A 15041-nucleotide genomic window follows, 5' to 3' on the forward strand; every position below is an offset into this window, starting at 1 on the left:
ATTAAGATTGTAGGGATTCTCAACCTTCGTCCGTATTCTTAATATGGACGAGGGCGGAATCCCTTTTTCGTAAAGTTCAATGTTCAAAATTCAAAGTTCAAAGTAAAAATGGCTAGTTTAAAGGAAAAAGTTGCTTATGCTTTGGGCGATGCCGCTGCTGGCGGTATCGTTTGGAAGGTGATGTCTATCGCTTTCCCTCTGTTTTTTACCAATGTCTTCGGACTCTCTTTTGCCGATGCTGCCGTGCTGATGTTGGTGGCTCGTATGTTTGATGTGGTGACCGACCCTCTGATGGGTAGTCTTGCCGACCGTACACAGAGCCGCTTCGGTACCTATCGTCCCTGGTTGATTTATGGAGCCGTTCCTTTCGGATTGGTTTTCGCGCTCCTGCTCTATACGCCTGATTTCGGTCCGGTGGGCAAGCGTATCTATGCCTATGCCCTCTATCTTCTGATGATGGCGATATATACGATGGTGAATGTACCTTATGGTTCCCTGCTCGGTGTGATGACCGAGGATGATGACGAGAAGAACCAGTTCTCATCCTTCCGTATGGTGGGTGCCTATGCGATGGGATTCGCCACCTTGCTCTCTTTCCCATATCTTCAGGAGATGGTGGGCGGTACTGCTACCCATCAGTATGCTGTTATCGGTGCCATCCTGGGTGTCGTTGCAGCCGTGATGACCCTGGCTTGCGGTCTTCTTACCAAGGAGCGGCTGAAGCCGAAGAGAGCAGAGAAGTTCTCCTTCCGCCAGTTTGCCGACCTGGTACACAACAAGGCTTGGCTCTATATGACCGCCATTGCCGTATGTACCAACTTCTTCAATGGTTTCCGCTATGCAGTAGCGGGTTATATGTTCGATTACTGTCTGCATGGCAATGTCACCATCGAGGGATTGATCATCAACTACACGGTGTTCATGGCGTTCGGTGAGGTAACCTGTATGATTTTCGGAGGAGTTTCACCTTGGTTCACCCGTGTAGTAGGCAGCAAGCGGATGGCATTCTTCTGGGCAGCAACCCTCTGTCTGATACTTTCATTGGCATTCTTCTTTATCCCGATGGATCCTGCATATATCTGGGTGATGATAGCCCTCGTGGTGTTGACCTCTGTAGGTATCGGTATCTATTCGCCACTGTTGTGGTCTATGTATGCCGATGTAGCCGATTATCATACCGATCATTTCGGAACCTCAGCTACTGGTCTCATCTTCTCCTCAGGTACCATGAGCCAGAAGTTTGGTACAGCTATTTCCGGTTCGCTCATCGCCCTTTTCCTGGGTTGGGCGGGTGCCAATATGATTACCGACAAGATGGGTAATACCATGATTGATCCAGCCAGTGTCACCGATTCTGTGCTCACCATGGTGTGGTCTTTGTTCAGTCTTTTCCCAGCATTCATCGCATTCCTGCTGATGGTTCTTGCTTGGAAGTTCCCTATAAAAAAGTAATAATATGGAAAATCTGAAAAAAGCAATGAAGGATGTGTTGGAAAACAACATCCTCAACTATTGGATTCACAAGGTAAAGGATGAAGAGAATGGTGGCTTCTATGGACGTGTCGATGGCAACGACCAGGTACATCCTGAAGCCGAGAAAGGTGCAGTAATGAATGCCCGTATCCTGTGGGCCTTTTCTGCAGCCTACAGGGTATTGAAGAAGCCAGAGTATCTGGAGGCAGCAACCCGTGCCAAGGAGTATGTGCGTGATCATTTCCTGGATAAGGAATATGGTGGCATCTACTGGAGTGTTGATTACAAGGGCAATCCGCTTGATACCAAGAAGCAGACCTATGCCATCGGCTTTGCCATCTACGGATTCTCCGAGTATGCGCGTGCTACAGGTGACAAGGAAGCGCTGGATATTGCCATCTCGCTTTATCACGACATCGAAAAGCATGCCTTCGATGCCAAGAACAATGGATATATTGAGGCGCTGACCCGTGAATGGCAGCCTATCGCAGATATGCGACTCTCTGATAAGGATGAGAATGGTTCCCGTACCATGAATACCCATCTGCATATCATCGAGCCTTATACCAATCTCTATCGTGTGTGGAAGACCGAAGAGCTGGAAAAGAGCATCCGCAATCTCCTGGATATCTTTACCGATAAGTTGCTCAATCAGGAGACCTATCATCTCGACCTCTTCTTCAATGATGAGTGGGAAGGTAAGAGAAACATTGAGAGTTACGGTCACGATATCGAGGCATCCTGGCTGCTCCACGAAACAGCGCTCGTCTTGGGCGATAAGGAAGTACTCCATAGGATAGAACGCATCATCCGCCGCATTGCCGATGCTGCTGATGAGGGCTTGCGCCCTGATGGAAGCATGGTATATGAGCATTGGAAGGATGGTGATCGGTTTGATCTCCAGCGCCAGTGGTGGGTACAGTGCGAGAATATCATCGGTCATATCGATCTCTATCAGTATTTCCGTACGGATGAGAATCTCGAAGTGGCCATCCGTTGCTGGAACTATGTGGCAAAGCATCTCCTGGATCTGCAGAACGGAGAGTGGCACTGGGCTATCCTCGAAGATGGTACGGTGAATAAGGAAGATGATAAGGCGGGCTTCTGGAAGTGCCCTTATCACAACTCTAGAATGTGTCTCGAACTGATAGAGCGTGAATATTAGAATATTCATAGGTATAGTTGATTGTTAGGTTGAGTCTTGCAGCTTTCACTGCTTACGCGGTTTTTCTTCTTTCCGGAGAATAATTTGCGTAATTTGTGAAAACTGTGAGACTTTTTTTGTTTATTCCGAATAAATATTGTATATTTGCAGTCTGTAGAATTGGGACTTGCCTGGAGCCAGCCTCATTCTGTATTCAAGATTCAATACTCAATATAAGAAAAAATGTACATAGCAGTAGCAGGAAATATCGGTAGTGGAAAGACCACGCTTACCAAGATGCTCTCCAAGCATTATGGCTGGAAACAGTACTTGGAGCCAGTGGCAGAGAATCCCTACATCGATGACTATTACAAGGACATCCCCCGATGGGCTCTCAATATGGAGGTCTTCTATCTGAAGCAGCGATTCAAGAATCTGCTTGAGATTCAGCATTGTAAGGAGACTGTCATTCAGGATCGTACCATTTTTGAGGGCGTGTATGTCTTTGCAGCCAATAATAGAAAGATGGGTAATATGGACCAGCGCGACTTCGATACCTATATGGAACTCTTCGAGTCGATGATGGAAGTGGTTGAGATGCCGGAACTGATGATTTATCTCCGTTCTTCTGTACCTCATCTTGTGAAGAATATTCAGAAGCGAGGTCGTGATTACGAGCAGAAGATGCCTATCGATTATCTCGAGGGAATCAATCTTCTCTACGATGATTTCATCATGAACAAGTATAAGGGTAGGGTGCTGGTAGTAGAGGTGGATAACCTAGACTTCGAGCATAATCCCAAGCAGTTTGGAGATATCATCGACAAGATAGATGCCAAGCTCTTCGGCCTCTTCTCTTAAAAGTAAAAACGTAAAAAAGTAATAAAATGCATATAGCAATAGCTGGAAATATAGGAAGCGGCAAGACTACCTTGACCAAGATGCTTGCCAAGAGATATGGCTGGAAGGCAAACTTCGAGCCGGTAGATAACAATCCATACCTTGCCGATTATTACAAGGATATGGAGCGATGGTCGTTCAATCTTCAGATTTACTTTCTGAACAAGCGATTCCACGATGTGGTGGAGATTTCCCGTTCGGAGCAGACCATCGTGCAGGATAGAACCATCTTCGAGGATGCGCGCATCTTTGCCCCAAATCTCCACGATATCGGCATGATGAGCGACAGGGATTTCAAGAACTATACCGATCTCTTCGATTTGATGATCAGTCTGGTGAAGCTTCCAGACCTGATGATTTACATCAAGAGCAGTATCCCGACCCTAGTGAAGCACATTGAGAAGCGAGGCAGAGATTTCGAGAAGAGCATCCGCATCGACTATCTCCAGGGCTTGAACAACCGTTACGAGGAATGGATCAAGGATTACAAGGGCCGACTCATCATCATCGATGGCGATACCTTGGAGTTTGCCGATAATCCTGAGGATTTCCGAAAGGTTACCGATCTCATCGATGCCGAATTGTTTGGCTTATTCAAATAATAGTTTGGCTTATTCAATAACAGAAACAACGTATATTCGCCAGTGTCGGATGCCTGTCCGCCACTGGCGAATGTGTATCCATATACAGTCGGATACATGCCCGATACAACCTATTTTTGCATCTAATAACCTTTTTTTTGCCCGATATTTAACATTTAACATTAAAAATTATATTCTTTCAGAAATATTTGCTACCTTTGCAGCCGCTTAGAAGCAATTAAACAAAAATAACGTTATAAAAATTTTTATGAACTTTACACTATTTATCACCGTTTTGCTGACGGCTGTAACCTTGGTGGTGGCTGCTTATGTCATCGCAAAGTTGATCGGTCCTCGTTCATACAATCCGGTAAAGGGTGAACCTTTTGAGTGTGGTATTCCGACACGTGGCAGCTCCTGGTTGCCATCACACATCGGCTACTATCTCTTCGCCATCCTTTTCCTGATGTTTGACATCGAGACTGTAATGCTTTACCCATGGGCAGTTGTAGTTAAGCAGTTTGGACCAATGGCTCTCGTGAGCATCGGGTTCTTCCTGTTGGTATTGGTATTTGGCCTTGCATACGCTTGGCGGAAAGGAGCATTGGAATGGAAGTAAACAAAAGAGCCTCTATCAAGAGTATTCCTTACGACGAGTTTAAGGACAATGACACCCTCGAAAAGATTGCGCAGGAGCTCAATGAGGGTGGTGCTAACGTGGTAGTCGGTTCACTCGATGCTGCCATCAACTGGGGACGTAGTAACTCACTCTGGTCATTGACCTTCGGTACTTCTTGCTGTGGTATCGAGTTCATGGCTGTAGGTTGTGCCCGTTACGACTTCTCCCGTTTCGGTTTCGAGGTAACCCGTAACTCTCCACGCCAGGCAGACTTGATCATGTGTGCCGGTACTATCACCAATAAGATGGCACCTGTGTTCAAGCGTTTGTATGATGAAATGGCTGAGCCAAAGTATGTGGTAGCTGTGGGTGGATGCGCCATCTCTGGCGGTCCGTTCAAGAAGAGCTACAATGTGGTTCGTGGTATCAGCGAGTTGGTTCCTGTGGATGTTTACATCCCTGGCTGTCCTCCACGCCCTGAGGCAATTCTTTACGGTATGATGCAGTTGCAGCGTAAGGTAAAGGTTGAGAAATTCTTCGGTGGTGCTAACCACAAGATGACTCAGGATGAGAAGGATCTCTCTATGAGCAAGGGTGGTCTTCGCGGCTTGAGCAACGAGAACCTCTCTGACAGCGAGAAGCTCGGACACAAGGAGCCTATCATCGTAACTGAAGTACCTGAGGATTTCGACCCTCAGAAAGGTCTAACTGATTAATATAATAAGGTATAAGAACATGAAACTGAATAATATTGAATTGAGTTTTGATAATTTCGCCTCAGAAATGGCGAAGTTGAAGAACGAGAAGCATTTCGACTACCTTGTTACCATCATCGGTGAAGACTTCGGTGAGGAAGGTCTCGGATGTATCTATATTCTCGAGAATACTCAGACCAGCGAGCGCTGCTCAGTAAAGACCATCGCCAAGAAGGTGGATGGCAGTGATGTGATTCCTACAGTTATTAACCTTTGGAAGGTGGCTGACCTCCTGGAGCGTGAGGTATTCGATTTCGTAGGCATCAAGTTCTTGGGTCACCCAGACATGCGCCGTCTTTTCCTCCGCACAGATTTCCAGGGCTATCCATTGCGCAAGGACTTCGATATGAGCCCTGATGCCAACAAGTTCCCTTGCACTGATGAGCCTGAGGATGACTTCACCATGGAGTACTCCCTGAGCGAGGATGGTCACTTGGTTGCTACAGAGAAGCGTCGCTTCGACGAGGATGAGTATGTTGTCAACATCGGTCCTAACCACCCATCTACCCATGGTGTGCTCCGTCTGCAGACCGTTATCGATGGTGAGACTGTGAAGCGCATCTATCCACACCTCGGTTATATCCACCGTGGTATCGAGAAGATGTGGGAGAGCATGACCTATCCTCAGACCTTGGCATTGACCGACCGTCTGAACTATCTCTCTGCGATGATGCACCGCCACGCTCTGGTAGGCGTTATCGAGGAGGCGATGGGTATCGAACTCTCAGACCGTATCCGCTACATCCGTACCATCATGGATGAGTTGCAGCGTATCGACTCACACTTGCTCTATCTCGGCTGTACCGCACAGGACTTGGGTGCCTTGACCGCATTCCTCTACTGCATGCGCGACCGTGAGCACGTATTGAACGTCATGGAGGAGACCACTGGTGGCCGTCTGATCCAGAACTACTACCGTATCGGTGGCCTTCAGGCAGATATCGACCCTAACTTCGTTCAGAACGTGAAGACCCTCTGCAAGTATCTCCGTCCGATGATTCAGGAGTACCTCGACGTATTCGGCGACAACGTGATTACTCACAACCGTCTCGAAGGCGTAGGTCCAATGAATCTTGAGGATTGTATCAACTATGCCGTAACTGGTCCTGCCGGTCGTGCTTCAGGTTGGAAGAACGATACCCGCAAGCGTCATCCATACGATATGTACGACAAGGTAGAGTGGAAGGAAATCACCCTTACCGGTTGCGATTCAATGGATCGTTACTATGTACACATCCAGGAGTTGTATCAGAGCTTGGACATCATCGAGCAGTTGATCGACAACATTCCAGAGGGTGAGTACTACATCAAGCAGAAGCCAATCATCAAGGTTCCAGAGGGACAGTGGTACTTCTCTGTAGAGGGTGCCAGCGGCGAGTTTGGTGTATATCTCGACTCAAAGGGTGACAAGAGTCCATACCGTATGAAGATGCGTCCGATGGGTCTCTCACTCACAGGAGCCTTGGACCCAATGCTCCGTGGTCAGAAGATCGCCGACCTCATCACTACAGGTGCAGCAATCGATTTCGTAATCCCTGATATTGATAGATAATTATGTTTGATTTTAGTATAGTAACAACATTCATTGACAATCTGCTTCGCCAGACCTTGGGTCTGGGCGACTTCCTGTCGATTCTGATTGAGTGCGTGCTCGTGGGTATCTGCATTTTGACAGCATACGCCCTCATTGCTATCGTACTTATCTTCATGGAGCGTAAGGTGTGTGCCTACTTCCAGTGCCGTCTCGGCCCTATGCGTGTAGGTCCTTGGGGTATCTTCCAGGTATTCGCCGACGTGCTCAAGATGTTGATCAAGGAGATCTTCGCCGTGGATAGAGCTGACAAGCTGCTCTACTACATGGCACCATTCCTCGTGATCATTGCCTCTGTAGGTACTTTCTCATTCCTTCCATGGAACAAGGGAGCTCATATTCTTGACTTCAACGTAGGTGTATTCCTCATCACAGCCGTAAGTTCTATCGGTGTGCTGGGTGTGTTCCTCGCTGGTTGGGCATCTAACAACAAGTACTCTGTGGTTTCTGCCATGCGTGGTGCCGTACAGATGATTTCTTACGAGATGTCACTCTGCCTCTGTTTGATTTCTGCAGTAGTTCTCACCGGAACCATGCAGGTAAGCGGTATCGTTGAGGCACAGACTGGTGCTTGGAACTGGTTGATTATCAAGGGCCATGTGCCAGCAATCCTGGCTTTCCTGGTGTTCCTCGTAGCAGGTAACGCTGAGGCTAACCGTGGTCCTTTCGACTTGGCTGAGGCTGAGAGTGAGTTGACCGCCGGTTACCACACTGAGTATTCAGGTATGGGTTTCGGTTTCTACTACCTGGCTGAGTACCTTAACCTCTTCGTGATTTCTGGTATCGCTTCTACCGTATTCCTCGGTGGTTGGGCGCCATTGAACATCGGTATCGAGGGCTTCGACAATCTGATGAACCTCATCCCAGGTTTCATCTGGTTCTTCGGTAAGACCTTCGCGGTGGTATGGCTCCTGATGTGGGTACGCTGGACATTCCCACGTCTGCGTATCGACCAGATCCTGAAGTTGGAGTGGAAGTATCTGATGCCATTGTCACTGGTCATCCTGATCTTGATGACCGTGTGCGTAGCATTCGGAATCCACGGATAATCTTTAATACACATTATTATAATAATAAGAAAGTATGTCTAACAATTCATATTTCGGCGGTATTGCAGCGGGTTTGAAGACCCTCGCTACTGGTATGAAGGTCACCATGAAGGAGTACTTCACACCAAAGAGCACAGAGCAGTATCCTGAGAACCGCAAGACTACACTCCACATCTCTCCACGTTTCCGTGGACGCCTGGTCTTTGTTCGTGATGAGAACGAGGCTTACAAGTGTGTGGGTTGTACATTGTGTGAGAAGTCATGCCCTAACGATACCATCAAGATTCAGACCGAGATGGTAGAGGATCCAGAGACCGGCAAGAAGAAGCGCAAGTTGGTGGATTACCAGTACGACTTGGGCGACTGCATGTTCTGCGAGCTCTGTGTTAACGCATGTAACTTCGGTGCAATCAAGTTTGTCAACGATTTCGAGAATGCAGTCTTCGACCGCAACAAGTTGGTGATGCACCTTGACAAGGAGGTATATAAGGGCGGTAGCCTTCCAAACCTCATCGAGGGTGGTGCACCATTGGAAATCGGTAAGTTTAACACCAAGACTAAGTAAGGAGGACATTAGACAATGATAACAGCTAATTTATTTATGTTCGTCATCTTGGCAGTAGTCATCCTTGGCTCAGCCATCATGTGCGTAGCTACCAAGCGTATCATGCGTGCGGCAACCTTCCTGTTGTTCGTGCTCTTCGGTATTGCAGGCATGTTCTTCCTGCTCGACTATACCTATCTGGGTGCTGCTCAGATTTCAGTATATGCCGGCGGTATCACCATCCTCTACGTCTTCGCTATCCAGTTGGTATCCAAGCGTACCCTTCAGGGTCTCCTGGAGCATGTCAAGGGTAGCAAGATCTTGGGCCGCGCACTTGTCTGCCTCGTAGGTTTCGTCACCTTGGCAGTCATCGTGTTGAAGAATCACTTTATTGATATGGCTGCATCTGTAGCCGACACCGAGGTGCCAATGGAGCAGGTAGGTTCTGCCCTGGTAGGTGCAGACAAGTATGGCTATGTATTGCCATTCGAGTTCATCTCCGTATTCCTGTTGGCATGTATCATCGGTGGTATCTTAATCGCAAGAAAGGAGGATAAGAAATGATTCCAGTACAATATTTCTTCGTGCTCTCAGCACTCTTGTTCTTCATCGGAGTCTATGGCTTCTGTACACGCCGTAACCTCGTAGCTATGCTCATCTCCATCGAGCTTGTATTGAATGCTGCCGATTTGAACTTCGCTGTGTTCAACCGCATCCTCTTCCCTGGACAGTTGGAAGGTTTCTTCTTCACATTGTTCTCTATCGGAGTAGCAGCAGCCGAGACAGCCGTAGCGCTCGCTATTATTATCAACGTTTACCGCAACTATCACAGTGACCAGGTGAACAGTATTGAAAACATGAAATTCTAAAAGACAATGGAATACAATTATGCATTTTTGATACTTCTTCTGCCATTCCTGAGCTTCCTGGTTCTGGGACTTGTGGGTATGAAGATGAAAAGACCGGTAGCAGCACTCATCGGTACCGTATTGATGGGCTGTGTATTCGCCATGTCTGTCTATACAGCATACGAGTACTTCTTTGCAGTGGGTCGTGATGCCTCTACAGGTATGTACCCAACTGTTACCGTATTTAATTTCACATGGTTGAAGTTTACTGAGTTGCTCACCTTCAACATCGGTTTCCGCCTGAGCCCAATCTCTGTATTGATGCTCATCGTGATTACCACCGTCAGCTTCATGGTTCACATCTACAGCTTCGGCTATATGGCAGAGCGTGATGAAAACTACAAGGTTGAGGAATATGAGAAGGGTATGCAGCGTTTCTACGCTTACCTGAGCCTCTTCACCATGTCAATGTTGGGCTTGGTAGTAGCTACTAACATCTTCCAGATGTATCTGTTCTGGGAGTTGGTGGGTGTGTGCTCATACCTGCTCATCGGTTTCTACTATCCAAAGCATGCTGCAGTACATGCCAGCAAGAAGGCGTTCATCGTTACTCGTTTCGCTGACCTCTTCTTCCTCATCGGTATCCTGTTCTACAGCTTCTACGTAGGAACCTTCAACTACGACTTGAATGCTCAGCCAGAGCTCAACTCTGCTTTGGCAGGTGCAGCTTGGGTCATGCCAACAGCGTTGTTCCTCATGTTCGTCGGTGGTGCCGGTAAGAGTGCGATGTTCCCATTGCATATCTGGTTGCCAGATGCGATGGAGGGTCCAACACCTGTTTCTGCGTTGATCCACGCCGCTACCATGGTTGTAGCCGGTGTATATCAGGTAGCCAGCCTCTTCCCAATCTGGGTACAGTATGCTCCTGAGGCATTGCACTATGTGGCTTACATTGCAGCCTTCACCGCATTCTATGCAGCAGCTGTAGCTTGCTGCCAGCGTGATATCAAGCGTGGTCTGGCTTTCTCTACTATCTCTCAGATTGCTTACATGCTCGTAGCGCTCGGTGTCTGCTTCGCAGTAGATAACCACCACGGTGGTTTGGGTTACATGGCTGGTATCTTCCACCTGTTTACCCACGCTATGTTCAAGGCATTGCTCTTCCTCTGCTCTGGTGCCATCATCGTCATCATCGGCAGTAACTTCAAGGAGTACATGGGCGGTCTGCACAAGTACATGCCTATTACCAACATCTGCTTCCTCATCGGTTGCTTGGCGATTGCAGGTATTCCTCCATTCGCAGGTTTCTGGTCAAAGGATGAGATCATCTCAGCATGCTTCCAGTTCTCTCCATTCATGGGCTGGTTCATGACCGTGGTAGCCGGTATGACAGCATTCTACATGTTCCGTCTCTACTACGTCATCTTCTGGGGACAGAGCTACTATGAGCTGGATCCAGAGAACCGTCGCAAGCCACAGGAGGTTCCATTCGTGATGTGGGGTCCATTGGTATTCCTCGCCATCATCTCTTGCCTCTGCGGTCTGATTCCTTTCGGTCACTTCGTATCTGCTACAGGTCAGAGCTACGATATCCATATCGACATGAGCGTGGCAACAACATCTGTGATTGTTGCAATCATCGGTATCGGTCTGGCTACTTACATGTATGCACCTAAGAAGACTCCATTGGCAGATGCTTTGGCTAAGAAAATGCCTAAGTTGCACAAGGCAGCGTTGAACCGTTTCTATATCGACGATGCTTGGCAGTTCTTCACTCACAAGATTGTCTTCGGTCTGTTCTCAAAGCCAATCGCATGGTTCGACCGTCGTGTCATCGATGGTACCTTCAACTTCATGGCTTGGGGTGCACAGGAGGCAGGCGAGACTATCCGTCCATGGCAGAGTGGCGATGTACGCAGCTATGCTATCTGGTTCCTCACCGGTACAGTGGCATTGACCCTGTGTCTGCTCGCTCTTCTTTAATGAATGTCTCACAATTAAGTAAATAGAAAAGAAATGAATTTAAGTATATTCGTCATAGTACCACTCCTGATGTTGCTCGGCCTTTGGTTGGCACGCAACGACAAGCAGGTTCGTGGTGTGATGGTAGCCGGTGCCAGCGTATTGCTCGCACTCTCCATCTATTTGGTGTTTGCATTTCTCGAAGCTCGTGAGACAATGCCAGCCGACCAAGCTCCGATGCTCTTCACCTACTGTGTGCCTTGGTTTGAACCATTGCACATCAACTATTCACTTGGTGTGGATGGTATCTCAGTGGTGATGATTCTCTTGACATCCATCATCGTGTTCACCGGTACATTTGCTTCCTGGCAGATGGAACCAATGAAGAAGGAATACTTCCTCTGGTTCACCCTCTTGAGCATCGGTGTATATGGCTTCTTCATCTCTATCGACATGTTCACCATGTTCATGTTCTATGAGGTAGCGCTGATTCCTATGTACCTCTTGATTGGTGTATGGGGTAGTGGTGCGAAGGAGTATTCTGCCATGAAGTTGACCTTGATGTTGATGGGTGGTTCTGCACTTTTGATTATCGGTATCTTGGGTATCTACTTCTACAGTGGTGCTCAGACCTTCGAAATCCTGGATATCGCTCACCATACCAATGGTGCTCATGCGATTCCTGAGAGCGTACAGAACGTGTTCTTCCCATTGCTCTTCATCGGTTTCGGTATCCTCGGTGCGCTGTTCCCATTCCATACATGGTCTCCTGACGGTCACGCAAGTGCGCCAACAGCCGTATCTATGTTGCACGCCGGTGTATTGATGAAGCTTGGTGGTTACGGTTGCTTCCGTATCGCCATGTTCCTCTTGCCAGCTGCTACTCACGGATTCTGGATCAAGGTATTCCTCGTGCTGACTACCATCTCTATCGTATATGGTGCTTTGTCAGCTTGTGTACAGACCGACTTGAAGTACATCAACGCTTACTCATCAGTATCTCACTGTGGTATGGTGCTCTTCGCTCTCTGTATGATGACTGAGACTGCTGCTACTGGTGCAATCCTCCAGATGTTGTCTCACGGTTTGATGACCGCCCTCTTCTTCGCCGTTATCGGTATGATTTACCATCAGGCTGGTACACGTGACGTACGTTACCTGGGTGGTTTGATGAAGATCATCCCATTCCTCTCTGTAGGTTATGCGGTAGCAGGTTTGGCTAACCTCGGTTTGCCAGGTTTCTCAGGTTTCGTAGCCGAGATGACCATCTTCGTAGGTTCATTCCAGAATGCAGATACATTCCATCGCGTATGTACCATCATCGCTTGTACCTCAATCGTAGTGACAGCGGTTTACATCCTGCGTTGTGTTGGTAAGATTCTTTATCAGAAGGTTCCTAATCCAAAGTTGGAGAAGCTCCACGATGCTACCTGGGACGAGCGTATCGCTGTAGCAGGTCTGATCGCCTGCGTTGCAGGTCTCGGTATGTTCCCACTCTGGGCAGAGGAGATTATCATGGACGCTGTAGGTCCTATCTTTAGTGTAATCATGTAATAAATATCAGAAGAAATGAATTACAGTCAATTTTTAAATATGTTTCCAGAAGCTTCCTTGATGGTAGTTCTGTTGATCACTTTTATTGCTGACTTCTGCAGTTCCAAGAGCGCAGACCGTAAGTGGTTCAATCCTCTGGTATGTCTCTTGATGCTGGCTCACATCTGCTTCAACATCTACCCTACAGAAGCCGCAGAGGCATTTGGCGGCATGTACACCACAGGTCCTGCTGCCGGTGTCTTGAAGACTATCCTGGCTTTGGGTACCCTCATCGTGATGGTACAGGCCAAGGAGTGGTTGAGCCGTAAGGACACAGCCTTCAAGGAGGGTGAGTTCTATATGTTGATTATCTCTACCTTGCTCGGTATGAACATGATGGTAAGTGCCAACCACTTCCTCCTGTTCTTCCTCGGCCTCGAAATGGCATCCGTGCCAATGGCTTGCTTGGTAGCATTCGATAAGTACCGTCACAATTCTGCTGAGGCAGGTGCCAAGTTCGTTTTGACCGCTACTTTCTCTAGCGGTGTGATGATCTACGGTATCTCTCTGCTCTATGCAGCTTGTGGTACTTTGTACTTCGAGGATATGGCTAACGTCATCACTGCGTCTCCATTGACCATCGCTGGTATGGTATTCTTCTTCAGTGGTCTGGGCTTCAAGATTTCCTTGGTTCCTTTCCACTTCTGGACTGCCGATTCATACCAGGGTGCACCAACTACTGTTACAGGTTATCTGTCAGTAGTATCTAAGGGTGCTGCAGCGTTCACACTCTGCGCCATCCTCATGAAGGTGTTCCAGCCAATGGTAGAGTACTGGACCGTATTGCTCTACATCGTGATTGTTCTTTCTATCACTATCGCCAACCTGTTTGCCATCCGTCAGAGCGACCTGAAGCGTTTCATGGCATTCTCTTCTATCTCTCAGGCAGGTTACATCATGTTGGCAGTGGTAGGCAACTCAGCGATGAGCGTTACAGCCCTGACTTACTATGTATTGATTTACGTAGTAGCCAACCTGAGTGTCTTCGCCATCATCGCTTCTATCGAGGAGCACAACAACGGAACTGTTCAGATGGATAGCTACAATGGTTTGTACAAGACCAATCCACGTCTGGCATTCCTGATGACTTTGGCATTGTTCTCATTGGGTGGTATTCCTCCATTTGCAGGTATGTTCTCTAAGTTCTTCGTGTTCATGGCAGCGGTACAGGGAGCTGATATCCATACCACCCTCGGTGGTTGGGCATACGGCGTCGTATTCATTGCCTTGGTTAACACAGTATTGAGCTTGTACTACTATCTGCTCATCGTGAAGGCAATGTTCATCAAGCACAGCGACAATCCGCTTCCTACTTTCCAGAGCGCATTCTCAACCAAGTTGGCGCTTGCTATCTGTACAGTAGGTATCGTAGCATTCGGTATTTGCTCATTCGTATTCGACTGGATTTCAGTTGCAGCGAATGCATAAATAATCAATAATTTATAAAAATCCCAGCAATCGGTAAAAGATTGCTGGGATTTTTTTTGTATTGTCTAAAAATAGCTGTACCTTTGCACCCGATTAGAGGCATGGTGCCTCCAAGTAAATATTAAACATTATAAAAAATGGATAAGTTACCGATGAATGATGTTCCGATGCTGGTAAGTGCCATCAACTTCCTGCTTCGTGATCACGAGTTTGATACACTCGATGAGATTTGTAATCACTTCAATGTGAATCGTGCAGCATTAGAAACCAAAATGGCTACCCAAGGCTTTGAGTGGTCAGAGCAGCAGAAGAAATTCTGGTAAACCCCACACGTCCAGAAAAGTATAGTCAGCACGCCCTGTAAGGGCAGAAGCTCCTAGCCCAGGGCAACACCCTGGGTAAAATAATTGCATTTAAAAACGCCCTGTAAGGGCAAAAGCTTTAAAAAAAATATATAAATTGTAAATTATTAATTAACTATGACACCTCCTCGACCCTTGTGGAAGTCTGTACAAGACTATGTAATGATTGCGATAGGTATGATTTCCTACGCC

Annotated in this window: 15 protein-coding genes; all 15 read left to right on the forward strand. The window is 47.5% G+C overall.

The annotated features are described in order from the left end of the window. The first annotated feature begins 108 nt into the window (after positions 1-108). The 15 genes from DW657_RS10340 (at position 109) to DW657_RS10410 (ending at position 14810) form a co-directional block, all read left to right on the forward strand. Positions 109-1452 (forward strand): MFS transporter, encoded by a 1344-nt coding sequence (locus DW657_RS10340; protein WP_118312444.1) that lies wholly within the window; start codon positions 109-111, stop codon positions 1450-1452. A 4-nt stretch (positions 1453-1456) separates the two neighbouring features. Further along, positions 1457-2638, forward strand: coding sequence for an AGE family epimerase/isomerase (locus DW657_RS10345; RefSeq protein WP_199658345.1), 1182 nt, complete (start codon positions 1457-1459; stop codon positions 2636-2638). A gap of 222 nt (positions 2639-2860) precedes the next feature. Further along, positions 2861-3478 (forward strand): deoxynucleoside kinase, encoded by a 618-nt coding sequence (locus tag DW657_RS10350; protein ID WP_118312445.1) that lies wholly within the window; start codon positions 2861-2863, stop codon positions 3476-3478. Positions 3479-3504: 26 nt separating this feature from the next. Further along, entirely contained in the window at positions 3505-4119 is a 615-nt protein-coding gene (locus tag DW657_RS10355) for a deoxynucleoside kinase (protein ID WP_089542948.1), read from the forward strand. 247 nt (positions 4120-4366) lie between these two features. Then, complete coding sequence (locus tag DW657_RS10360) at positions 4367-4717, forward strand: NADH-quinone oxidoreductase subunit A (protein WP_089542947.1); 351 nt, start codon at positions 4367-4369, stop codon at positions 4715-4717. Further along, positions 4708-5433 (forward strand): NADH-quinone oxidoreductase subunit B, encoded by a 726-nt coding sequence (locus DW657_RS10365; RefSeq protein ID WP_118312446.1) that lies wholly within the window; start codon positions 4708-4710, stop codon positions 5431-5433. Before DW657_RS10360 ends, DW657_RS10365 begins: the two co-directional genes overlap by 10 nt. Before the next feature lie 19 nt (positions 5434-5452). Next, positions 5453-7024 (forward strand): NADH-quinone oxidoreductase subunit C, encoded by a 1572-nt coding sequence (locus tag DW657_RS10370; RefSeq protein ID WP_118312447.1) that lies wholly within the window; start codon positions 5453-5455, stop codon positions 7022-7024. A 2-nt stretch (positions 7025-7026) separates the two neighbouring features. Then, positions 7027-8112: an NADH-quinone oxidoreductase subunit NuoH gene (gene nuoH / locus DW657_RS10375; RefSeq protein WP_118312448.1), complete on the forward strand. Its 1086-nt coding sequence runs from the start codon at positions 7027-7029 to the stop codon at positions 8110-8112. A 34-nt stretch (positions 8113-8146) separates the two neighbouring features. After that, positions 8147-8677 (forward strand): NADH-quinone oxidoreductase subunit I, encoded by a 531-nt coding sequence (locus tag DW657_RS10380; RefSeq protein WP_089542943.1) that lies wholly within the window; start codon positions 8147-8149, stop codon positions 8675-8677. Positions 8678-8692: 15 nt separating this feature from the next. Next, entirely contained in the window at positions 8693-9220 is a 528-nt protein-coding gene (locus DW657_RS10385) for an NADH-quinone oxidoreductase subunit J (RefSeq protein ID WP_089542942.1), read from the forward strand. Further along, on the forward strand, positions 9217-9525 hold the full coding sequence (gene nuoK / locus DW657_RS10390; RefSeq protein ID WP_006846356.1) for an NADH-quinone oxidoreductase subunit NuoK: 309 nt from the start codon (positions 9217-9219) through the stop codon (positions 9523-9525). The genes DW657_RS10385 and nuoK overlap by 4 nt, the downstream gene beginning before the upstream one ends. Positions 9526-9531: 6 nt before the next feature. Continuing rightward, on the forward strand, positions 9532-11487 hold the full coding sequence (nuoL, locus tag DW657_RS10395; RefSeq protein WP_118312449.1) for an NADH-quinone oxidoreductase subunit L: 1956 nt from the start codon (positions 9532-9534) through the stop codon (positions 11485-11487). 33 nt (positions 11488-11520) lie between these two features. Next, on the forward strand, positions 11521-13020 hold the full coding sequence (locus DW657_RS10400; RefSeq protein ID WP_117663962.1) for a NuoM family protein: 1500 nt from the start codon (positions 11521-11523) through the stop codon (positions 13018-13020). A 15-nt stretch (positions 13021-13035) separates the two neighbouring features. Further along, positions 13036-14487 carry an NADH-quinone oxidoreductase subunit N gene (locus DW657_RS10405; protein ID WP_118312450.1) on the forward strand — a complete coding sequence of 484 codons (1452 nt, stop codon included), beginning with the start codon at positions 13036-13038 and terminating at the stop codon, positions 14485-14487. Positions 14488-14624: 137 nt separating this feature from the next. Further along, positions 14625-14810 carry a DUF4250 domain-containing protein gene (locus tag DW657_RS10410; RefSeq protein ID WP_118312451.1) on the forward strand — a complete coding sequence of 62 codons (186 nt, stop codon included), beginning with the start codon at positions 14625-14627 and terminating at the stop codon, positions 14808-14810. Positions 14811-15041 lie beyond the last annotated feature (231 nt).

This window comes from Prevotella sp. AM23-5 (assembly GCF_003473645.1).
GTDB classification, from domain to species: Bacteria; Bacteroidota; Bacteroidia; order Bacteroidales; family Bacteroidaceae; genus Prevotella; species Prevotella copri_A.